A 20,205-nucleotide genomic window follows, 5' to 3' on the forward strand; every position below is an offset into this window, starting at 1 on the left:
CTCATTCGCAGATCTTTTTTTCCCGCTGATGCGCTTGATCGTAGGGAGACTGCGATGACAAAGTCGTTGGGCAATGGGCGCGGGGGTGCAAGGCTGGGTGCGGGACGTAAGCCGTCGCCCCCGCCTGTCCCAGCAACTGACCCTGAGCTCGTCGTGGAGGAAATGACCGCCGTGGGCGAGAAACCGGAGACAATCGCCGCGGCACTTCGGATCTCGGTAGCTCGCCTGCAGCGTGATTATCGCGATGCTCTCCTGCACGGCCATGCTCGCCGCCGTCGCGAAGCAGTCGGCTTGCTGTTCGCCAAAGCACGAGCAGGCAGCTTGCCGGCGATCCGGAAGGTCTTGCAATTGACGGCCGCCACAGCGGCTGCAGGCCAGCCCGCGCCCGCGAAGAAGCTTGGAAAGAAAGCAGCAGCTCAGCAGACGGCTCGAACAGCCGGTGAGGGCAGCGAGTGGGGAGACGACCTCATGCCGGCCGATGGTCATCCACACTGACGCCATCTCCTCTCATCGCACCCCTTCCGAGTATGACGTTAAGGATGGCTGATCGAGCGTCTTGGCCGTTGACGGTGCCGCACGCTGCCCGCAACTGCCTTGCTGAAGCCCACCCAGTTGGGCTCATGACCCGAGGCAGCCTCTCGCAGCAGCTGTCAGGAATGTCCGGTTGCGAGGGTTTTCCCGACATTTGATTTCCCGTCACACTTCCCCGACATCCGCCGGCACGCCGTGCTCACGCGTCAAGCGCGTCAGCCGGCGCGGCTTCCCGAGCCGTGAGGAATCGGTCGTTTTCTGGACATGCTACGGCGGCCAAGCCGGCGCAGCTACCCCTTTTGTCAATGCTCAGGGAGGTAGACCTGCCTCCAGTAGACCATGAGCATAACGGCTTCTGAAATCGGCACTGCCCGGCGTCGCTTCGACTGCCTTCGCTACCGTCATGCCTGGGTAAGCCTCCAAGAACTTTCCTAGAGCACTTCTCGCATCATCCAGGCGACCGGCATTGGCATAAGAAGTTGTCAGGAGACGATATGCCCAGACTGCGGTCGGCTTCTCCTCAATAGCTTTACTCGCCCAGCGAGCTGCCTCATTGTAGTCGGATTTAGCGAAATTAGCACTTCCAAACCCAAAGAAAACATTGAAGCGCATAGGATCGACTGGGCTGAGGCGGAGCGCGCGCTGGAAGTGCTCGATCGCAACCTCGGGCCGATCCTTGTAGACGTTCAGATAGCCGCTTCGGGTCCATGCCCAGGCCGAGTTGGGGTCCAGTCTGAGAGCTTTTTCAATGACGGTGAGGCCGAGGTCGTACTCGCGGACTAAGCTATAGGCCGCCGACAGGACCGTAAGTACAAGCGGATCATCGTTGTCGAGGGATGCCGCTTGCTGCGCCAGCATGAGTGCTCTCTCGCGGTCCTCGGCCGGAACTGGCGTCCGCATGTAGGTGACGCGCTGGGCGTAACACCACGCCGCGAGCGCCTTCGGAAGTGGGTAGCTCGGATCCAGGGCGATGGCCCGCTCTGCCAGCCGAAGGCCCTCGTTCGTGTCATCAGCGTGCTGCGACCAGACGGCGGGCAGCGCCCGCATGACGCACTCGTAGGCGTTCAGGTTGTCCGGGCGCTTCCGCCTGATCCGCTCGATCTCGCTCAGGGTGATCGTCGGCTCGATGGCTCCAACCACCGCCTCGGTGACGCGGTCCTGCAGGTCGAAAATGTCCGCCATCTCGGCGTCGCACCGGTCGGCCCAGATGTGGTGGCCGTCGGCTGCATCGATCAGCTGGGCGGCGATCCGCAGCCGATTAGTCGATCGACGGACGCTTCCCTCCAGCACGTAGCGGACGCCAAGCTGCCGACCGACTTCGCGGACGTCGACGGCCCTACCCTTGTAGGTGAAGGTCGAGTTTCTGGCTATGACGAAGAACGACCGAACTCGCGACAAAGCGGCCGTAATCTCTTCCACGACGCCGTCCGCGAAATAGTCCTGTTCGGGATCTCCACTCATATTCGTGAAAGGCAACACTGCGATTGAGGGTTTGTCGGGGATTGGAAATTCTTTCAATGCATTCGGATCTACAGTAGCTCCCGCCAACGCGTAGACCCTGATAGGGCGAGCTATGTTTTTGACCTCTTGCTCGCCTCGGTCCTCAAAAGGAAACTCCAGCTTTCCCTCGATCTCCTCGTAGGCCCTTCCCGAAATGCACAGCCCGCCAGGCTCGGCGATCTGTTCTAGGCGCGCCGCCACGTTCACGCCATTGCCCAGCAGATCACCCCCCCGGACAACCACGTCGTCCACGTGTACACCGATCCGAAAGCGAAGCGCTCTCTCCTCGCCAACGCCGGCGTTCGCCTCGGCGAGTCGCTCCTGCACAGCCACGGCACATTCGACGGCATCTACTACGCTTCGAAATTCAGCCAGGAGACTATCGCCCGCCGTGTTTGCGACTCGTCCCGCGTGCTCAGCGATGAGACGTTCCATGATCTCGCGATGCGCCATCAGAGCGCGGAGGGTCACAACCTCGGCCTCGCTCATCAGACGCGAATAGCCGGCTACGTCGGCAGCAAAGATAGCTGCCAGGCGCCGCTCCACGCGTTCCGGATGCTCCACCACGAGCCCGCTCCACGAAGCCTAGAGTGCGCTCAAGATGATGGCTCGTCGAGAGCGCGACATGATCTGCCACTCCCCGACTTGCACGCTTTCGCCCTGCTATGACCGCCCCGTGTCCGCCATAGGCGCTGGTGTAGAGCCCTGCGCCGGCTGCGAAGCCTCACAATGAGCTTCTGCTGCGGATCGGGAGTTGCCTGTCGCAGTCGGTCCCATAGGCCGCGTCGGCACAACACCGCTTCAAAGGATACATGCGGAAGCACCCGTTTGATTTCCTGACACGCAATCTTTACAGGTTTAAGTGGCTGAAAAACCGTCGTTTTGCTTGCACCACGATCCAGCCGCACTGGAACGTTCCACAGGAGCAAACCCTATTGGAACAACCCTGGACCCAGAGCAGGTTCGTGCGTTCCCAGGAATGGCCGGGGTGGTGCGTCACCCGGTCAAGCTATGCCGACCCGGGTGCAGCAAGGTCGCAGATCGGTCAAACACCCTCCACACCGGCAATGATCCCTCTCGGATGAACATGGCGAACGCTTCGACCGCCTCCCATTGACCGAACGCTCGCACCTCGTCCACGGCGCGACCCACGATACAGGTCCCCTCGGGAGCATCTGCGACCGGTGGCTGACTCTCTAACGAGAACACCACTCCCGCCCGATCGGGCCGTAGCTCATCCGGCAAGGCGCCGATCTTGCGCCAGAGGCAGTGCCACCGCGCGCATGCCTCCGGGCGCTCGTGATAGATCCCGCACGCCGTGCCAGTGTTATGCCGACACAGGATACCCACGGGTTTGCTGAGTGCCTTGATCTCCAAAACTCGGCAACAGACCGTGCATTGGCCGCACGTTCGGCCTGGAGCAACGCTCAGTTCAATCGAGAAGTCCGTCATCTAGACAATCTTTCTTGGCGTGACCACCATGGTAGCCGTCCTCGTCCATGTCCCTTAGAGCGGAGGCGTCGCAAGCCGCAGCTTCGAGGAGCGCCGGAACAGACCGATCGGTTTGGAGGCGTGGTGACGAGGATCGCGGCCGAAAGCATCCGTGCTGTTCCGGCGGGCACGAGGAGCAAGCGATGGTCGACCTGCACATCCAGCACCGAACCATCTACCGCTACCGTTACCCCGTGACCCTCGGGCCGCATCGGCTGATGCTGCGACCGCGCGAAAACCTCGACGTGCGCTTGGTGACCAGCAACATCACTTTGACGCCCGGAGCCACGCTGAGCTGGGCCAACGACGTGTTCGGCAATGCCGTGGCAACGGCCACGTTCAGCCAGCCGTCGGATACGCTCGTGATCGAGAGCGTCGCGCAAGTCGTTCTTTCGGCTGCAGCCTACCCGGTCTTTCCGATCGCTGCTTCCGCCATCTCCTACCCCTTCCGCTACTCCGACGACGAGTGGGGCGACCTCGGCCTCCTGACGGTTCAACAATACCCTGACGATGGAGGGCTGAGAGCCTGGGCGGAGGGCTTTATCGCGAGGAACCCGACCGACACCCTGTCGCTGCTGCAGGATCTGAGTGCCGGTGTCGCCCAGAGCGTCACATACCAGGTCCGCGAGGACGAAGGCACGCAGTCGCCGAGCCAGACCCTGTCCATCGCTCAGGGGTCCTGCCGAGATCTTGCGACCGTGTTCGTCGAAGCCGTGCGCAGCCTCGGCTTCGGGGCCCGGATCGTCTCGGGCTACCTCCATGATCCGACCCAGATCCTGGTGGGCTCCGCGAATGCCGGCTCGACGCACGCGTGGGGCGAGGTCTACGTGCCGGGCGCGGGCTGGATCACGTTCGATCCGACCAACGGCAGCATGGGCGGTGCGAACCTGATCCCGGTCGCCGTCGCCCGCGACATCCGGCAGGCCATGCCGGTGGCCGGCAGCTTTCTTGGCGCAACGAACGCCTTCCAGGGCATGAGCGTCGCGGTCAGCGTCACCGCCCGGTGAGCGACCCCGCGGGCGAGAGGGACCGACCCGCGAGAGGACGGCCCCCTTGCCGTCCGCACCGCGGGCCACCATCTCCTCTCCATCCAATCGGATGGTCAGGAGATGGCACACATGACGGGCAACCTGCACGAATTGCGGCCCAGGACGCCCGACAGCGAGAAGATCACCGTTAACCTCGGCTTCGTGGATCTCGGGCGCGTCGACCTGATGGTGCGCGACGGCTTCTACGCCAACCGCGCCGACTTCATCCGCACGGCGGTGCGCAACCAGCTCGACCGGCAGGAGGAGGCGATCCGCACCTCCGTGGCGCGCAGGCAGCTCAGCCTGGGCCTGGCGCATTTCTCCCGGCGGGACTTGGAGGCGGCGCGGGACAGCGGGCGCCCCCTCCACATCCAGGTTCTCGGCCTCGCCAGCATCGCCGACGACGTCACGCCCGACCTCGCCCGCGCGGCCATCGCCTCGGTCCAGGTGCTCGGCGCCTTTCACGCGAGCGCTGCGGTGAAAGCCGCGCTCGCCGACCGGATCACCTGACGTCTCACACCATACCGCCTCTGGCCGGCGCTCCCGGCTGCTCCAGGCATCGAAAGATCATGACTATGAACAGTTTCGACAAGATCGACATGGCCGAGGTGACCCGTCTCACCCAGGCGGGCAAGCTCGCGGAGGCGATGGCGCTGCTGCAGGGTCGCACGGCGCCGCGCACGAGCAACGATGCCCCAGAGTGGAAGGCGATGAGGCGCGATCGGACTCCCAAGCGCTCCTGGCCGACCATCGACATGGTGGCTCCCGCAGGACCGAAGGGCGCCTGGACGGCACCGAGCGAGGCGGAGGGGCAATCGGCTGACGGGTCTGCGCGCGCCGACCAGCCCAGAGGCTTTCCCGACCTTTCCGAGACCATGCAGGCATTTCGCGATCGCCTCGCCACACCGCGTGCCTTCTCCGGCCTGGGAGAGGGCCTCGGGTCCGGGCGTCCGACTGTGGTACCCGTGCCGGAGGGTGCCCGGTTCGAGGAGCGGACCTTCGCGAATGCCGCGGGCAGCCGGACCTACAAGGTGTTCGTCCCGAGCGGCTACACCGGTCAGGCACTCCCGGTGGTGGTCATGCTGCACGGCTGCACCCAGAACCCGGACGACTTCGCCGTTGGCACGCGGATGAACGACCTGGCCGAGGAACACACCTTCCTAGTCGCCTATCCCCGCCAGCCCCAATCGGCGAACATGCAGAAGTGCTGGAACTGGTTCAACACCGCAGACCAGACGCGCCACGGGGGGGAGCCCTCCTTGATCGCCGGCATCACGACAGCCGTCGTGGAGGAGTTCTCGGCCGATCCCACCCGGGTCTACGTGGCTGGTCTGTCCGCGGGCGGTGCGGCTGCGGCGATCATGGGGGCGACCTATCCCGATCTGTTCGCGGCCGTCGGCGTGCACTCGGGGCTGGCGTGTGGCGCCGCCAAGGACATGCCGTCGGCCTTCGCCGCCATGAATGGAGGCGGTGCGGTTCAGCCGAGGCGGGACGGGCCGGCAGTGCCAACCATCGTCTTCCACGGCGACGGCGATCGAACGGTCAATCCCGTCAACGGGGACCATGTCATCGCACAGGCAAAATCCGACACGACGCTGGCCGAAGCCGTGATGCGCGGCGAGACGCCAGGGGGAATGGCCTATACGCGTACGGTCCATTCCGATGGTGGCGGGCGAGGGATCCTGGAGCAGTGGGTGTTGCACGGCGGCGGCCATGCTTGGTCCGGTGGCAGCGCGGGCGGCTCGTACACCGACCCGCGCGGTCCCGATGCCAGTCGGGAGATGGTGCGCTTTTTCTTGGCCCACGCGCGTGCCAGGAGCGCGACCCAACACTAAGCTCGACTGAGCGTGTGCAAATGCGAGGGCTTGGGATGTGGTGGGACGAGGCGCTGCCCCGGACCGCCTTGGTGCCGCGGGGCCGGTGCCTGGCCGCCAGACATCGCTGAGAGGCACCGAGAGGGCATGCTGCCCCGCGCGGGCCCTCTCACGTCGGCCAGCGCTGAACCGCCCCGGGTTTTATCGGAGGCTCCACCCCTTGAGAGGATGGAGCCATGACGAAGCACACCCCCCTTCTCCCCTGAGGGAGAAGGGGGGCGGTCCGGATGGTCCGAGAGCACCAGGGCGAGCACGGCTCGCAGTGGGCTGCGATCCAGTCGACCGCCGCCAAGATCGGCTGCTCGGGCGAGACACTCAGGCACTGGGTGCGCCAGTCCGAATGTCATCAGGGCCTGCGGGCTGGCCCAACGACGGACGAGCGCGAGCGCATCACGGCACTAGGACGCGATGCTCAACGCCTGCGGGCGGAACGCCGCCGTCTCGGCCGAGACGATGCCGGAAATCCTGAAGGCCGCCAAATGAGCACCGTCCGCATCACCGACCTCTTCACCGCCCGCGCCGAGTGTCTCGTCTACGGCGAGGCCATCGACCTCACCCCGCAGTCGCCTCTCCCGCAGTCGCCTCTGATTCATGACCAGAAACGCTCAAACGATATCGTGGAAACGGGTCACCGCGCTCCGGAGCCCCGCGAAGCCGCCCGTTAGGGCGCCTGCTCCGACGTAAAATTCTTGTGGCGTTCCGGACGCGTTATTTCTCACGACATCGTTCATCTTCCTTCGAAGGGCCTTCACAGCTTCGTCGGTTCTGGAGAGTTTAAACAAAAGAACTTTCTGTGTGTGTCGATCTACAACACTAATGTCCCGTATTGCGTTCCAGGGAATCCATCCTGTCGAAACTCTCCTATCAAATATTCCCCTACGTCCTACGGAAATAACTACACCCTTGAAAATCACGTTCTTCACAATTATAGCACAATAAAAACCGAACAGTATCGCGCCAAATATTGAAGCAAATTCTCCTATCACGCCGTATGTCATACTATTCGAGCCATTCTGTCCCGGTCTTATATACAGAAATGCAATACACAAAACCAAACCAGCTGCGCCCACCAAGAATTCTGCGGCAATTTTCGGAGCTGAATTTCTAATGTCGATTTGATCAGAGCTGGTCATGACGACATCCTTTGTAGGAAGGCATCGTATCACATCGATCCATCGTCCGTGGATATTTCTCAAGACATAGGTCGCGCGGAAGAGGCGGGGCTGAGAGAGAGCGCCCTTACACCCGGCCAGGGAGCCCGGAGATGGCCGCCGACCTAATCGCCTCGATCGAGGAGTGCATCTCTACGATGGAGTGCTGCCGCACCCTGCTTGGCCTCGTGGTGGCCCAGCGCTGTCCGCACGGCCACAATGCCGCCCGCGCCGAGGCCCGGCTTGGCACCATCAAGGGCGACCTCGCGCGGCTCCGCGCCCTCCGCCTGCTACAAGCGTGAGGAACGCACATCAGGAGAGCCGAGGACACGCTCGCCGACGTGGAGCATCGGATCGCCGAACTCGTCGCCGTCAGCTCGGCCAGCATGTGTCACTCACCGCATCATAACCGACCATCGGTTCGAGAGGCGATGTCGAGCTCCCCGTCGCCCTATGATGCCCTGAGAGGATTGGCCAATCAATTCAAGCGCTTCGCGTTGATATTTCCACTTGCGCACTTCATAATTTTCGTGCTGAAGCTTGAACATCACCTGCTTTATAGAAACTTATATCTAAAGGCTCAGGATGTGGTAATGTGCTCAATAAAGGAAGGTTGCTCTTCGTGCCCGACACAGGCCAAATTGATTTTGCAAGATCTAAATCGAGGGGCTTTTTCAGCCTACTTATAGTCGTCTCGTGCTTTGTATCGGCTGTCACAATGATTTATTTTCGCCTAGGTAGGGACGGACTGGGGAGTATGAAAGCAGGTGGGGTGAGCGAATTTACCGTAATATTTGGAGTTTTTTTCTTCGGTATCTATGCGGTAGTTATTGCGATTGATCTTCTAAGCTTTGGAACCGTTGTTTCAGTCGGCATCAGAGGAATATTTGACAGGCGCATATCGACAGATTGGATAGCCTGGAAAGAAATTTCTAGTGTCAGCAATATGTGTAATAAGGTAGGTAGTGGACTAATTTTTAGTCTCAATCGGAACACAGATCTGAATCTTCCCATCCGAACCAGAGCTGTCAACGTCCTGCGTATGAGTGCTTCCGAGACACCGCGCGAACTCTGGGTCGAAGGAGACCAGCTGAGGGGTGGTGCTCAGGCACTCCGCGATGCGGTCGCCCGCTTTCACGGCATTATCGATGATCCATGGGACCAGCGGTGACGAGACACTGCTAGTACATCCACCAATCGGAGTGCGATGCGTTCTGATTTTGCTGCCGGTGATGTGCAACCGCATAGGATTTTAATGAGTTCGACATGTTTGCATCTGCCTGTCAGGCATGGGTAGATCTTGAAGCAACGTACGAACGCGTATGGCGCTTCGCAAGGAAAGCTTCCGAACAAGGAAATCTCCCAACTCAGAAGCCGATTTCGCAAATGCACGACGGCGGATATTCGCGCGTTTCCTACTGTCATCCTGAATTCATCAGCTTGTTGCATCGTTTTGCATGGCAAAGTTCGAGCTGTGTAGCCGGCTCAAACCAACGTTTCAGGACTGTACTGGGCGTGTGCGGCTCCGCTTGCGCCCTCGCCACAGGCGCGTTCTGGTCGACCATGCTAATGGCTCCGCTCAAGTCCGGAGCCACATATGGCGTACAGCCGGAGGCGCGATGTGTGCAGCTCGATCACGTACTCCGGCCGTGGTTCGACCGAGAAGTTGTTCGCCGTGCTCGCGTCAGTACCGCAGCAGGTCAGACGGAGTTCAACAGCATGCTGCTGCCGTTTCAAGCCGCTCATACGCAACAATTTTCTCGATTTGACGGAACGCTGCATCCGTAAGGTCGTTCCCTTAAGCGGTAGACAAATGATAAAGCCGTTCAGGGCGGGGTCGCCCCCAGAATGACCTGTCAAGATGTGACAATAAGGAGAACGATCATGCAGCCTTCCAAGCGCTTCGGACGCAGACTACCAATACCATCAACAGCCCAAATAAAGCACGAATTGGTTATGATGGGCATCGCTGACAGGCTGATTGGCGGCCTGCAAGTCAATCGAGTGACATCACAGGAATTGACAGATATTTTGAAAGACCTCGTCTCTAGCCATACGCTCTCGAAACAAACGGCGAGTGATATTTCCAACATGTACGGAACGAGTAATGATGCTGCGTTTGGGGTCAGACCCCTTTGAACTAGATCTTCACCGTTTTTCACGGATGAGGATATTTCGTTCATACTGAGAAGCTTCTCGGCAAGTCGCCTGTGCGAGGTTGCATCCCTTCGAAATTCGCGACCCGCCGGCCCAGCCTCTGGTATGGCTTCAGACCACGTCCACGCGCCGTCTCGTAAGTCGGAAGACAACCTCTTGCGACGCGAAAAGCGTCTCACGGCCGCGCCTCGAATGGGGATACCTTTCAGAGACACGTCACACCGCCGGTGAGTCGTCCCGCTCACGACAGCGGTGCATCAACCCTGCAGGTCACTCCGGACGTGATGAACGCGATCTCGACCGAGCCATCGAGATCACGGGCCAAGTTCCGTTCGATCAGCCGCGAACCGAACCCGCGCCGCTTAGAGCCCGTCCGATAAGGGCGCTTGGGGGGTTGAGTGGCCGGGATGGCGGTGATTCCGGGAGGGTGCTGAAGCCCGACCCGGACCTGCCATGTGGACCCCGACCACCCGGCGGCAGCATAGCCGCACGGGCCTGCGCTACGAAACCGACCTGACCGACGCGGAGTGGGCCGTGATCGGTCCGCTCCTTCCTGCCCCGGCCCCGTGTGGTCGCCCACCCATCTGGACACCGCGGGAGATCCTGAACGCGATCTTCTACGTCCTGCGTGGCGGCATCGCCTGGCGCCTGATCCCCAAGGACCTGCCGCCGCGCTCGACCACCTACGGCTCCTTCAGCCGCTGGCGCGATCAGGGGGTGTTTGCGCGCATCAACCATCATCTCGTGATCGCGGACCGGGAGCGCACCGGGCGGGAGGCCTCACCCACGGCCGCGGTGCTCGACAGCCAGAGCATCAAGACCACCGAGAGCGGCGGCCCACGCGGCTACGACGCGGGCAAGAAGGTGAAGGGCCGCAAGCGTCAGGCGCTCGTCGACACGGACGGTCGCGCCCTCGTGCTGGAGCCGCAGCCCGCGGACGTGCAGGATCGCGATGGCGCGGGCCCGGTGCTGCGCCTGTCGCGCCGCCTGTTTCCGTTCATCGCCAAGGCGTTCGCGGATGCGGGCTACGCCGGAGACGCGCCCGCAGCGGCGACCCTCATCGCGGTCGAGATCGTGCGCAAGCCGGCCGGATAGGTCGGCTTCGCCGTGCATCCCCGCAGGTGGGTGGTTGAACGCTTCTTCGCCTGGATCAGCCGCAACCGCCGCCTCTGGAAAGATCCGGAGGCCACCCTCGCCTCGGCCAAGGCTTTCCTCTACGCGGCTGCTGTCATGATCCTCATCCGACGCATCGCCCGCTCAACCTGAGTTATCGGACGGACTCTTAGGCACCACCACCGCAGGTCCACCTTGCTCGACCCAGCGGAGCACGAGCCGCGGAGCCTCAGCGTCATTGATCACTGACCAGGCTATCGTGATGCTTCCCACCCCGTTCGAGAGGGCGCCGTACTTCACGGCGTTGGTGAACAACTCTTGGAACGCCATCGACAGAGCCAACGCCATGCGCGGTGACAGGCGCACTTCCGGCCCAATCGCCCGGAACCGGCTGCTACCCTGGTCGTAGGGTGCAATCGCCTGGGTCACGATCTCCGACAGGTCAGCTCCCTCCCAACTCTCCCGGATCAGCACGTCGTGAGCACGTAACAGGGCCAGCAGCCGCGTCTCTAGCGCCTCCTGCGCCTCCATCGCCGTGGCGGCATTGCGAAGCGTCTGGCTCCCGATCGACTGCACCGTCGCCAGCGTGTTCTTCACCCGGTGGTTCAGCTCATTGAGGAGCAGTCGCTGATGCTGCGCGCTGCGCCTCTCAGCGGCCAAAGCCTCCTTCAGCTTGGCCGCGCTCTCGCGCAGTTCCTCAAGGCGGGCCCGAGCCTCATACTGCCGCCGCCGCCCACGCAGCGCCGTCCGCACCACGCTCACCAGCGTCGTTGGATGAACCGGGCGCTCCAGGAAGATGACGTTGCCAAGCACCTCCGACAGCCACAGCGCCCTCGCGGTGCGCTCAGCGCCGCCGCCGTGCCGCGTGAGCAGCACGAAGGGGAGATCCGACCAGGGTTGGCTGACCGGCAACGAAGCGGCTGATCGGCGAGAGATCACCCTCCCGGAGTGCTTCCTCGGCGATGATCACCAGCCCGGCTCCCTCCGAGGTCATCCCGGGCAGCTGGTGGAGGTGGCTGCAGGAGATGGCGCGGATCCCTGCCTCCGCCAGGAGGGCTTGGGCGAGAACGGCGTCACGGCCGATAGGCGCTAGTGCAATGACGCATTCAGAGGGTTCACCGGAGGCGTGAGCCGTGCGAGTCTGAGGCATGGCTCAGACTGTGTGTGTGATCCCGAGTGCCACCGACCTAACGCGTCTGTCCGCCATCGTCACCGATCGGGCGCGGCCCCTCAAGCACATCCAGCGCGCCCGTATCGTCCTGCTCTCGGCCGAGCGCCTCCCCGTCCTGGAAGTCGCCCGGCAGGCGGGCGTCAGCCGGCCCGCCGTCTGGCGCTGGCAGCAGCGCTACGCCGAGGAGGGTGTCGAGGGTCTGCTGCGCGACAAGACCCGCCCGCCCGGCAAGCCGCCCCACTCCGCCGACACCGTCGCCGGGGTGCTCGCCCTCACCTGTTCCGAGCCGCCCGGCGAGGTCACTCATTGGACAGGTCGGGCCGTGGCGGACGCCGTCGGGATCTCGTTGCGCTCCGTCCAGCGCATCTGGGACGCGCACCGCCTGCAGCCGCATCGCGTGCGCAGCTTCAAGCGTTCGAACGATCCTGCCTTCGCCGAGAAGGTCGAGGACATCGTGGGCCTGTACATGGATCCGCCGCGCCACGCCGTGGTGCTATCGCTGGACGAGAAGAGCCAGATCCAGGCCCTGGAGCGCACCCGCCCGAGCCGAGGTGTGAGGCCGGGCCGCCCCGAGACCCAGACCCACGACTACGTCCGGCACGGCACGACGGCGCTGTTTGCGGCGCTCAACGTGCTGGACGGCACGGTGATCGGCCGCTGCATGCAGCGGCACCGCCACGACGAGTTCCTGCGCTTCCTCGACACCATCGAAGCCGAGGTGCCGGCCGGCAAGGTAATCCACGTGATCCTGGACAACTATGCCACCCACAAGCACCCGAAGGTGCGGGCTTGGCTGGCCCGGCATCCGCGCTGGACCTTCCACTTCACTCCGACTTCGGCCTCGTGGATGAACGCGGTCGAAGGCTTCTTCTCGGCCCTGACCCGGCGCAGGCTAAAGCGTGGCAGCTTCAGCGGGATCGTGGACCTTCAGGCCGCGATCAATCGCTACATCGCCGAGCACAACGACAGGCCCAAGCCCTTCGTCTGGACCAAGCCGGCCGCCGCCATCCTCGACGCCGTCAACGGCACCGCTGCACCATCCGAATGAGTCACTGCACTAGGATCAGCGCTCGCTCGGAGAGCAGGTCCTCCTCGGTCGTCACGAGGCGCCGTCGCTCTGCAACGAGCCGAGGTCTTTCTCCTTGCCGACGAAGACCGGCACGCCCCGTAGCACGCCCTGGAAGCCCACCAACGGTGCGCCGATCGTCAGACCGGACGAGCCGATGCGATATTCCCGGATCGTATCCTCGTGCGTGCCGGTCCGCTTCTTCACCACCGAGATCGCCCGCCGGACTTGCCCGAGCGCCTCGAAGTAGCGCAGCAACACGACCGTGTCGGCCAGGTAGGTGAGGTCGACCGGCGTCCTCATGTCGCCGACCAGCCCGTGCTGTGCGACGGTCAGGAAGGTCGCGGCCCCCTGGCGGTTGAGGTACTGCAGCAGCTCGTGGATGTGCAGGATCAGCGCGTTCTCCTGCGGCATCGCGGCCTGGTAGCCGTTGAGGCTGTCGATCACCACGGTCTTCACCGCGTGCCTGTCGACGCAGCTGCGCACCTGATGCGCGAACTCGCCCGGCGACAGCTCGGCGGCGTCGACCTGCTCGATGAAGAGCCGTCCCTGGTCGCACAGCGCCTCGAGGTCGATCCCCATCTGCCGGGTCCGGTCGAACAGGACGCCCAGTTCCTCGTCGAAGACGAACATCACCGCCTTCGCGCCGCGGGCGACGGCCGCGCGCACGTACTGGATGGCCAGCAGCGACTTGCCGGTGCCGGCCGGTCCCAGGATCAGGGTGCTCGACCCCTGCTCGATGCCGCCACCCAGGAGAGCATCGAGTTCGTTGATGCCGCTCGCCAGCTGGGTGCGCGCGAAGGTGGTCTTGTGCTCCAGCGAGATCAGGCGGGGGAAGACCTGCACGCCGCCTGTCGCGATGGTGAAGTCGTGGTAGCCGCCGCGGAAGCGCTGGCCGCGGTACTTGGCGATGCGCAGCCGCCGCCGCTCGGCCCCGTACTCGGGTGCGAGCTCCTCCAGGTGAATGACGCCCTGGGCGACGCTGTGAACGGACTTGTCCAAGATGTCGGCCGTGAGGTCGTCGAGCATCAGCACGGTGGCGCCTTGGCCGGCGAAGTAGTGCTTGAGGGCCAGGATCTGCCGGCGGTAGCGCAGGGAGCTGCCGGCAAGCAGCCGCATCTCCGACAGACTGTCGAGCACGATGCGGGCAGGCTTGTGCGCCTCGACGGCCTCGAGGATGGCGTGCGTGCTCTCGCCGAGTTCAAGGTCGGAGGAGTAGAGCAGGCTCTGTTGCTGGCTCTCCTCGAAGCGGCTCTCGGGCGAAACGAGTTCGGACACGCTGATGTGCTCGTCGATGTTCCAGCCGTGGGAGGCGGCGTTGTCGCACAGCTCCTGCTTGGTTTCGGAGAGGGTGATGTAGAGGCCCACCTCGCCGGCTTTGGCGCCCTCGAGCAGGAACTGCAGCGCGATCGTGGTCTTGCCTGTCCCGGGCTCGCCCTCGAGCAGGTAGAGGCGGTCGCGGGTGAGGCCGCCGCCCAGAACGTCGTCGAGGCCGACGATGCCGAAGAGGGCCTTCCGGCTCGGCTCATTAGGCGGGGTCATGGAAGCCTATCCCTGGTGGGTAGCACGCACGCTCAGCGCCGGCGGGTATCTTCGCCCCGGATTGCCCGCTCCACCGCCGCGAGCGCCTGAGCGTGTGCCTTGGCCTCACTCTCATGCGGCCGGTCAGACCGTTCCAGGAGCTTGCCGTGCTTGCGGATCGCCCAGCCGAAGTGGCCCTTAGGCTTAGTGAGCGGTGAAACTTCGATCGCGAAGGGGTACAGGCTGCTGTCGGTCATCGCTGACAGCTTGGCACGATCAGGCTTTCGTGGCCATCAACGGCTCTCTGCTGGACAGCACTCCTCCTCAAGCCAATCCGAGGCTCCCTCCTGTGATCGAATGGGTTCAACTGGATAGCGTCGCCATTCCGGGCGAACGCGAACCGATGCGCCTGATGCAGCGCGGTCATGAGTTCAAGATTTGCGTCGGCTCCATCGAGTTGATGAGCAATCGTGAATGCACATCCGAGGCCGCACTGGCGACCCTGACTTGTGCTCGTCTGCAGGATCGCCCACGGGCCAAGATCCTGATCGGCGGGCTTGGGATGGGTTTCACGTTGCGCGCGGCGCTCACGGCGCTGGGACCGGACGCACGGATCGTCGTGGCAGAGTTGGTGCCGGCCGTCGTGGCGTGGGCGCGTGGTCCGCTGAGCCACGTGTTCGAGGGCAGCCTCGACGATCCGCGGGTCGAAGTGCGCGAGGACGACGTCAAGCGCGTGATCCAGCAGGTGCCGGCCGACTACGATGCTATCCTGCTCGATGTCGACAATGGACCCGACGGGCTGACGCGCCCGGAGAACGACCGCCTCTACGATGTCTGGGGCCTGAAGCGCGCCCGCTACGCGCTGCGCCCGAACGGCATCTTGGCTGTGTGGTCGGGCAGCCCGGACCGCAAGTTCAAGGCGCGCTTGCAGAACACGGGCTTCGAGGTGGACGAGATCCGAGTGCGCTCGAACGGGACGAGCGGCCGCCGGCACGTCCTCTGGCTCGCCACCCACGCGAAGGGCTCGTCCGCCCCGTTCGCGTGGCCCACGGCCCCAGGCTCGGCACGTGTCGAGGGCAACGCTCAGGCTGGATATCCCGACCACGGCGATCCTTCACCAAGGCCGCGACGCACTCGGCAAGGGGCTGAGACACGCCATCGGGTGGCGCGATGAGGATCCCGGACCTCTAGGCGCTCTCGTGTAGGATGTGAGCGTACTGCGCGCAGAGCCCTGCAAGCTTGGCGCGCCCTTCTATGCCCTTGACCCGGTGCATGCGGCTGAGAGCTTGCATCCCGCACGCGACAGACGGATTGCCGTCCTGCTGACACTGGTGCTCGATCTCGGCCAGCTCGCGCGCGAACCCTTCATCCAGAACGATGCCCTCCAGATCACGCTGATCAAGTGACGGAGTTCGTCCCGCATCCCCGGCCTCCTTGAAGGCAAGCGTACCACAGCTTGATCATACCGCGGTCAGCTCATCTGCACGCGCTGGTTCGGTTACGTCCCAGTGCAAACCCGATCAGCATCTGGTCGGAGGACCGGCGAAGATATTTTGGACGTTACAGTGCTAAGATTGCGGCTACGATTGGGATGTGCTTGATGTCGCCGTTGCGGAAGCGCTCAACAGCGGAGACGCGATCGCTGCACCAGTCGCGACCTTCAGCCCGCCTCTTATCCTGGGCGGGCTTCTCTCGTTCCATACGCGCGCTTTTGCGAGCGCCGGCGGCCCCGGCCTGGCAGGGTTGGTTTGCCGCCTGTAGAACAGCTACATTCACTTGCAGCCCACAATCCTCCCATGCGGCATCTGGTTACTCCGCCTCACGCTGTCGTGTCGGCTGCGGTGGCCCCACGCTGGCCTTCCGGCCGCTCCACACCCTCGGTCGTGTCCCGCGTCGTCTGACGCTCCAGTTCCGCATTCAGCTCCGCACCGAGCAGGACCACGAACGCTGAAAGAAACAGCCAGGTCAGCAGAAGCATCACTGCCCCAAGCGTGCCGAAGGCGTGGTTGTAGGAGCCGACGCGTTCCACATAGAACGAGAACCCGGCCGAGCCTGCGAGCCACAGGCCGGTGGCAACGACCGCACCCGCACTCACCCACCGCCACTTGGCCGGTCGCCGGCTCGGCGCAGATCGGTAGAGAAGGCCGAGACCCAGCACCATCAGGGCGGCGAGCCCGGGCCAGCGTCCGAGCCGGATCAGCGTCTGCTGCTCACGCGTCATCTCCATCGCAGCGACCGCGAGCGGTAGGAACGCGACCAGGACAAAGGCCAGCGCGACGAACACGAGCGTCGTCAGCCCGACCGTGAGGACCACCTGCTCGCGTCGCAAGAAGCTGCGCTGCTCGCGCTCGCCGTAAGCCACGGTAACGGCGGCAACCATCGCGGAGGCGCCTGAGCGACCACCCCAGAGTGCTGCGAGAACAGCGCCGCCGAGCCCCGCGCCGAGGTTCGCCTTGGAGCTGGTTGCCACGGCCTGCATCTGATCGGCCAGGAAGCGGCTTGTCTCGGGCGGCAGCAACCCGCCCAGCATCTGGATGGGATCGCGCACGGCGGACGGATCGGCGACCAGGCCGTACACCGAGACCGGGACGGCCAGGGCCGGAACAGCAGCCAGCAGGGTGTAGAAGGCGACGCCCGCCGAGCGCAGCCAGATGTCCTCGCCTGTCAGCGAGCGAGCGAGCCGCCGCAGGATGCTGCCCCAGCCCTCTCCAGAAATGGCACTCGGCTCAGCCGCGTCGCAGACCGGTTCACTCATGCAAACCTTATACAATCATCGGCCGAGAACAGGACGATTACGTCGTCCCAGCGTAGCTCATTCACCCCGGCACATAATAATCTTGACCGTTCATTTCCGTCAAGGAAAACGAACTTCCTCATAGTCGGGCCGTTTCGCTTCTGAAACGGCGCCACAGCGTGTGGCCGAGCATCACAATTCGGAGCTGGCCATGGCTGACAATCTTCGCCCTGACACCCCGCGCAACCGCGGTGACCACGACGCCCCGCACACGAGCCCGGCAACGCCGGCCGAGGACGTGCGCTCGATCATGCTCAACCAGGTGTCCTGGGGCGCGGTCCTCGCGGGCGTCGTCGTCGCTCTCGTCGTGCAGCTGCTGATCAACCTGCTGGGTCTCGGCATCGGGGCGGCCTCGCTCGACGCAGCCGGCGGCGATAATCCCTCGGCGACTACTTTCTCGATTGGGGCGGGGATCTGGTGGACGCTCTCGGGCGTGATCGCCTCGTTCGCCGGTGCCTACGCGGCAGGCCGGCTCTCGGGCAAGCCGAAGGAGAACACGGCGGCTTGGCATGGTCTCACCGCCTGGGCGCTGACCACCCTGGTGATCTTCTACCTGCTGTCCTCGACGGTCGGTGGCGTGCTGGGCGGTGCCTTCAACTCGCTCAGCAGCGTCGCCGGCGGGCTTGCCAACACGGCCGGCGGCGCGGTGCAAACGGCGGCACAGGCGGCTGCGCCGTCCCTGTCGAAGGTCAGTGACCCGTTCTCGTCCATCGAGCAGTCGGTGCGTGGAGCCTCGGCCGGCCAGGATCCCGCCGCCGCCAAGGATGCTGCGGTTGCGGCGGTACGCGCGGCCGTGACCGGCGACCAGGCCCAGGCTGAGGCGGCTCGGAACCGGGCGGCCGACGCGCTGGCCAAGGCGCAGAACATCTCGCCCGACCAAGCCAAGCAGCAAGTCCAGCAATACGAGCAGCAGTACCGGCAGGCGGTCGACAACGCCAAGGAGCAGGCCAGGCGGGCCGCCGAGGTCACGCGCAAGGCTGTCTCTCGTGGTGCGTTGTTCGGCTTCCTCGCTCTCCTGCTCGGTGCCGTGGCGTCGTGGTTCGGCGGCCGGCTGGGTGCGGTCGAGCCGACCCTGACGGGGCTGAGGCTCGGCCCACTGCAGCGCCGGTCATGAGAAGCGGCGACAGCTTGGCCTGGCCGGGCCGGGAGCCGTCGGGACGGTCTCGGGCGCACAGGTCGAGGCCGGCGAGACGACCTTGTTCCCCGTCGTCGAGGAGACCGCGCGCATCGACAAGCGCGCCTTCGAGACCGCTAGCTTCAGAATGAGGGAAGGCCAGGGGGCAAGGTCAGATCTCTACTGCGAGCGCCGCCGAGCCCTGCGCGAGAAACTCAGGATAACTGCCCCGAGAGGTCGTTTCGCGTTCCATATGCCGCCCTTACGCGAATCGGCGGCAGTGCCAGAGGTGCAACTGCCGATTTCGAAGGGCCGCTGTTGGATGTCGAGCGGCCCTCCCGGCTTCACCGCTCGAAGGTCTGGAAGTGGCGCATAGCCGAACAAGCCGGGAGTGATCCGGCCCGGCCACCGCCTGGGCAAGCCCGGAATGGTTGGTGAACATTGGCAGGCCGTCGAACGTCGACCCGCCCCTGGTCGCGGCGTATTGGTATCAGCTCGGCCGACTCGTTCACTCCGGTGCCGTTCTCACACCATCCGAGCCCAGGTGCGCCATTCCGAGCCTGTGCCAGAGCCGTGAGTACGCCTCGTTCAGGAGCCGCTTTCGGCGGCCCATTACCCCTGGCTCATCCGCCTCCGCTGCGGCGTACGCGCGGGCGCAGGAGTAGAGATCATCCGCCGCGGCATTGATGCCGGGATCACGCTCGACGAGCTGCAGGATCTCGAGAAGCTGGGCTCGGACGTTCTCGATTTCGGCCGCGGGATTGCCACCCGAGGTCAAGTGCTCGAGGGCTTGGGCGACCGCAGTCATGCGGGCTTCGAGCGTCTCAAGAAGCAGTGCGGGACCCATGAGCTTCGCCCTCCGCAGCCACACGGCAGGCTACGCCGGGACGCTCCCGGACGCACCAGGACTGGGCCGGAGTTCACTGCTTGAGAAGCGAGCGGCGGCTACATGGTGGGCAGTTCGCCCTCCCCTGCGCCCCGGCCAGCACGTCCGATAGATGGTCGCCCACGCCCGTCCTGAGGCGCTGTGAGAGCCGGCGCATTGCTCGACCGACATGACGAGAGGAGCCCTGTGAGCTGCCTCCGGAGCGCTGAGAAGGCTGGCTTCGTGTTGCATCCGTGTTGCATGGAGCCTCCGACGCCCGGTCGTAACCCGTTGTAAATTCAGGAGTCGAGTTGCACGCCGTTGCAACACGGAAAGGGCAAGGGAGGGTCATGAAAAAGCCCGCCAAGTCATTGACCGGGCGGGCAAAATCTGTGGTGAGCGCGCTGGGACTCGAACCCAGGACCTGCAGATTAAAAGTTTGCAAGCCTGAGCGATATGCCTCTCGCATTCCAACTTGATCGCCGAGCAAGCGTGAGCAGCCGCTACCCTCATCCAGCCGCCAGCCTTCCACTCGCATTCAAACCGCACCGCCTCGTGGACGCAGTCCTGGCGCGCTTGAATGCCGCAGTCGATCAGATCGGTGTATTTCGTGCCGTCACGGTGCCGTCACATCGAAGAAACGCGATAGCCGCCCAGCGAGGCGACCCTATGTAAGGCTCTGAAAGTAAATCTGAATTAGGTGGTACCGCCACCCCGGCTCGAACGGGGGACCTCTAGATCCACAATCTAGCGCTCTAACCAACTGAGCTATGGCGGCCGACGTGGGGCGCTGTGTAATCCGGGCGGAGGCCGCTGACAAGCGGGCGCG

The 20,205-nt window shown here is 64.0% G+C and carries 19 protein-coding genes, 1 tRNA gene and 2 pseudogenes; 14 read left to right on the forward strand and 8 right to left on the reverse strand.

Annotation, left to right across the window (positions count from 1 at the left end):
- The first annotated feature begins 153 nt into the window (after nt 1-153).
- On the forward strand, nt 154-495 hold the full coding sequence (locus tag MET2598_RS39115) for a hypothetical protein (RefSeq protein WP_442918992.1): 342 nt from the start codon (nt 154-156) through the stop codon (nt 493-495).
- 345 nt (nt 496-840) lie between these two features.
- Here MET2598_RS39115 and MET2598_RS0113110 read toward each other — a convergent pair whose 3' ends face one another.
- Nucleotides 841-2,598: an adenylate/guanylate cyclase domain-containing protein gene (locus MET2598_RS0113110; RefSeq protein ID WP_018261128.1), complete on the reverse strand. Its 1,758-nt coding sequence runs from the start codon at nt 2,596-2,598 to the stop codon at nt 841-843.
- A 1,067-nt stretch (nt 2,599-3,665) separates the two neighbouring features.
- On the opposite strand from MET2598_RS0113110, the gene MET2598_RS0113115 reads away from it, so the two are divergent.
- The 4 genes and pseudogenes from MET2598_RS0113115 to MET2598_RS41035 form a co-directional block, all read left to right on the forward strand.
- Nucleotides 3,666-4,529, forward strand: a complete 864-nt coding sequence (locus tag MET2598_RS0113115) for a transglutaminase family protein (protein WP_018261129.1) — start codon at nt 3,666-3,668, stop codon at nt 4,527-4,529.
- A 111-nt stretch (nt 4,530-4,640) separates the two neighbouring features.
- The gene (locus MET2598_RS0113120) at nt 4,641-5,060 is read left to right on the forward strand and encodes a CopG family transcriptional regulator (RefSeq protein WP_018261130.1); all 420 of its coding nucleotides are present in this window, start codon (nt 4,641-4,643) and stop codon (nt 5,058-5,060) included.
- Between the two features lie 65 nt (nt 5,061-5,125).
- The gene (locus tag MET2598_RS0113125; protein WP_026190699.1) at nt 5,126-6,385 is read left to right on the forward strand and encodes an extracellular catalytic domain type 1 short-chain-length polyhydroxyalkanoate depolymerase; all 1,260 of its coding nucleotides are present in this window, start codon (nt 5,126-5,128) and stop codon (nt 6,383-6,385) included.
- A 248-nt stretch (nt 6,386-6,633) separates the two neighbouring features.
- Nucleotides 6,634-6,882 (forward strand): annotated as a pseudogene (locus MET2598_RS41035) (IS3 family transposase); the annotation flags it as partial.
- A gap of 147 nt (nt 6,883-7,029) precedes the next feature.
- On the opposite strand, the gene MET2598_RS41040 reads toward MET2598_RS41035, so the two are convergent.
- A complete protein-coding gene (locus MET2598_RS41040; RefSeq protein ID WP_157182141.1) occupies nt 7,030-7,557 on the reverse strand; it encodes a hypothetical protein in 528 nt (175 codons plus the stop codon).
- 131 nt (nt 7,558-7,688) lie between these two features.
- Between MET2598_RS41040 and MET2598_RS0113140 the strand changes: the two genes are divergently transcribed.
- The 5 genes and pseudogenes from MET2598_RS0113140 (at nt 7,689) to MET2598_RS36425 (ending at nt 10,998) form a co-directional block, all read left to right on the forward strand.
- Complete coding sequence (locus MET2598_RS0113140) at nt 7,689-7,877, forward strand: hypothetical protein (protein ID WP_018261133.1); 189 nt, start codon at nt 7,689-7,691, stop codon at nt 7,875-7,877.
- 455 nt (nt 7,878-8,332) lie between these two features.
- Complete coding sequence (locus MET2598_RS41045) at nt 8,333-8,746, forward strand: hypothetical protein (RefSeq protein ID WP_157182142.1); 414 nt, start codon at nt 8,333-8,335, stop codon at nt 8,744-8,746.
- Nucleotides 8,747-8,841: 95 nt separating this feature from the next.
- A complete protein-coding gene (locus tag MET2598_RS41050; RefSeq protein ID WP_157182143.1) occupies nt 8,842-9,363 on the forward strand; it encodes a hypothetical protein in 522 nt (173 codons plus the stop codon).
- Nucleotides 9,364-9,459: 96 nt separating this feature from the next.
- Nucleotides 9,460-9,714, forward strand: coding sequence for a hypothetical protein (locus tag MET2598_RS41055; RefSeq protein ID WP_157182144.1), 255 nt, complete (start codon nt 9,460-9,462; stop codon nt 9,712-9,714).
- A 471-nt stretch (nt 9,715-10,185) separates the two neighbouring features.
- Nucleotides 10,186-10,998, forward strand: a pseudogene (locus tag MET2598_RS36425) (IS5 family transposase).
- Here the strand turns inward: MET2598_RS36425 and MET2598_RS36430 are convergent.
- Nucleotides 10,990-11,721, reverse strand: coding sequence for a sensor histidine kinase (locus MET2598_RS36430; protein ID WP_018261136.1), 732 nt, complete (start codon nt 11,719-11,721; stop codon nt 10,990-10,992). The pseudogene MET2598_RS36425 and the gene MET2598_RS36430 sit on opposite strands and share 9 nt — an antisense overlap.
- Nucleotides 11,722-11,993: 272 nt before the next feature.
- Between MET2598_RS36430 and MET2598_RS0113155 the strand changes: the two genes are divergently transcribed.
- Nucleotides 11,994-13,064, forward strand: coding sequence for an IS630 family transposase (locus tag MET2598_RS0113155; RefSeq protein WP_036270370.1), 1,071 nt, complete (start codon nt 11,994-11,996; stop codon nt 13,062-13,064).
- A gap of 51 nt (nt 13,065-13,115) precedes the next feature.
- On the opposite strand, the gene MET2598_RS0113160 is transcribed toward MET2598_RS0113155, so the two are convergent.
- Both MET2598_RS0113160 and MET2598_RS0113165 read right to left on the reverse strand, forming a co-directional pair.
- Nucleotides 13,116-14,624 (reverse strand): ATPase domain-containing protein, encoded by a 1,509-nt coding sequence (locus tag MET2598_RS0113160; protein ID WP_018261138.1) that lies wholly within the window; start codon nt 14,622-14,624, stop codon nt 13,116-13,118.
- 32 nt (nt 14,625-14,656) lie between these two features.
- Nucleotides 14,657-14,860, reverse strand: a complete 204-nt coding sequence (locus MET2598_RS0113165) for a hypothetical protein (RefSeq protein ID WP_018261139.1) — start codon at nt 14,858-14,860, stop codon at nt 14,657-14,659.
- 29 nt (nt 14,861-14,889) lie between these two features.
- On the opposite strand from MET2598_RS0113165, the gene MET2598_RS36435 reads away from it, so the two are divergent.
- Nucleotides 14,890-15,777: a spermidine synthase gene (locus MET2598_RS36435; RefSeq protein WP_442918993.1), complete on the forward strand. Its 888-nt coding sequence runs from the start codon at nt 14,890-14,892 to the stop codon at nt 15,775-15,777.
- A 34-nt stretch (nt 15,778-15,811) separates the two neighbouring features.
- Entirely contained in the window at nt 15,812-16,009 is a 198-nt protein-coding gene (locus tag MET2598_RS0113175; RefSeq protein WP_018261141.1) for a hypothetical protein, read from the forward strand.
- A gap of 413 nt (nt 16,010-16,422) precedes the next feature.
- On the opposite strand, the gene MET2598_RS0113180 is transcribed toward MET2598_RS0113175, so the two are convergent.
- Nucleotides 16,423-17,358 (reverse strand): YihY/virulence factor BrkB family protein, encoded by a 936-nt coding sequence (locus MET2598_RS0113180; protein ID WP_018261142.1) that lies wholly within the window; start codon nt 17,356-17,358, stop codon nt 16,423-16,425.
- Between the two features lie 190 nt (nt 17,359-17,548).
- Between MET2598_RS0113180 and MET2598_RS0113185 the strand changes: the two genes are divergently transcribed.
- Nucleotides 17,549-18,511: a PhnA protein gene (locus tag MET2598_RS0113185; RefSeq protein WP_018261143.1), complete on the forward strand. Its 963-nt coding sequence runs from the start codon at nt 17,549-17,551 to the stop codon at nt 18,509-18,511.
- 508 nt (nt 18,512-19,019) lie between these two features.
- Here the strand turns inward: MET2598_RS0113185 and MET2598_RS0113190 are convergent.
- Both MET2598_RS0113190 and MET2598_RS0113195 read right to left on the reverse strand, forming a co-directional pair.
- On the reverse strand, nt 19,020-19,358 hold the full coding sequence (locus MET2598_RS0113190; RefSeq protein WP_018261144.1) for a hypothetical protein: 339 nt from the start codon (nt 19,356-19,358) through the stop codon (nt 19,020-19,022).
- A 719-nt stretch (nt 19,359-20,077) separates the two neighbouring features.
- Nucleotides 20,078-20,154: transfer RNA gene (locus MET2598_RS0113195), tRNA-His, on the reverse strand.
- Nucleotides 20,155-20,205 lie beyond the last annotated feature (51 nt).

The organism is Methylobacterium sp. WSM2598 (assembly GCF_000379105.1).
In the GTDB taxonomy this organism is placed as follows: Bacteria; Pseudomonadota; Alphaproteobacteria; order Rhizobiales; family Beijerinckiaceae; genus Methylobacterium.

Bases quoted from the DNA above. Each gene is read 5' to 3' on its own strand.
- MET2598_RS41050 (WP_157182143.1), top strand. From the start codon at position 8,842: ATGTTTGCATCTGCCTGTCAGGCATGGGTAGATCTTGAAGCAACGTAC.
- MET2598_RS0113155 (WP_036270370.1), top strand. From the start codon at position 11,994: ATGGCTCAGACTGTGTGTGTGATCCCGAGTGCCACCGACCTAACGCGT.
- MET2598_RS0113165 (WP_018261139.1), bottom strand. From the start codon at position 14,860: ATGACCGACAGCAGCCTGTACCCCTTCGCGATCGAAGTTTCACCGCTC.
- MET2598_RS0113115 (WP_018261129.1), top strand. From the start codon at position 3,666: ATGGTCGACCTGCACATCCAGCACCGAACCATCTACCGCTACCGTTAC.
- MET2598_RS41045 (WP_157182142.1), top strand. From the start codon at position 8,333: ATGAAAGCAGGTGGGGTGAGCGAATTTACCGTAATATTTGGAGTTTTT.
- MET2598_RS0113180 (WP_018261142.1), bottom strand. From the start codon at position 17,358: ATGAGTGAACCGGTCTGCGACGCGGCTGAGCCGAGTGCCATTTCTGGA.
- MET2598_RS41040 (WP_157182141.1), bottom strand. From the start codon at position 7,557: ATGACCAGCTCTGATCAAATCGACATTAGAAATTCAGCTCCGAAAATT.
- MET2598_RS41055 (WP_157182144.1), top strand. From the start codon at position 9,460: ATGCAGCCTTCCAAGCGCTTCGGACGCAGACTACCAATACCATCAACA.
- MET2598_RS0113160 (WP_018261138.1), bottom strand. From the start codon at position 14,624: ATGACCCCGCCTAATGAGCCGAGCCGGAAGGCCCTCTTCGGCATCGTC.
- MET2598_RS0113125 (WP_026190699.1), top strand. From the start codon at position 5,126: ATGAACAGTTTCGACAAGATCGACATGGCCGAGGTGACCCGTCTCACC.
- MET2598_RS0113120 (WP_018261130.1), top strand. From the start codon at position 4,641: ATGACGGGCAACCTGCACGAATTGCGGCCCAGGACGCCCGACAGCGAG.
- MET2598_RS0113140 (WP_018261133.1), top strand. From the start codon at position 7,689: ATGGCCGCCGACCTAATCGCCTCGATCGAGGAGTGCATCTCTACGATG.
- MET2598_RS0113185 (WP_018261143.1), top strand. From the start codon at position 17,549: ATGGCTGACAATCTTCGCCCTGACACCCCGCGCAACCGCGGTGACCAC.
- MET2598_RS0113190 (WP_018261144.1), bottom strand. From the start codon at position 19,358: ATGGGTCCCGCACTGCTTCTTGAGACGCTCGAAGCCCGCATGACTGCG.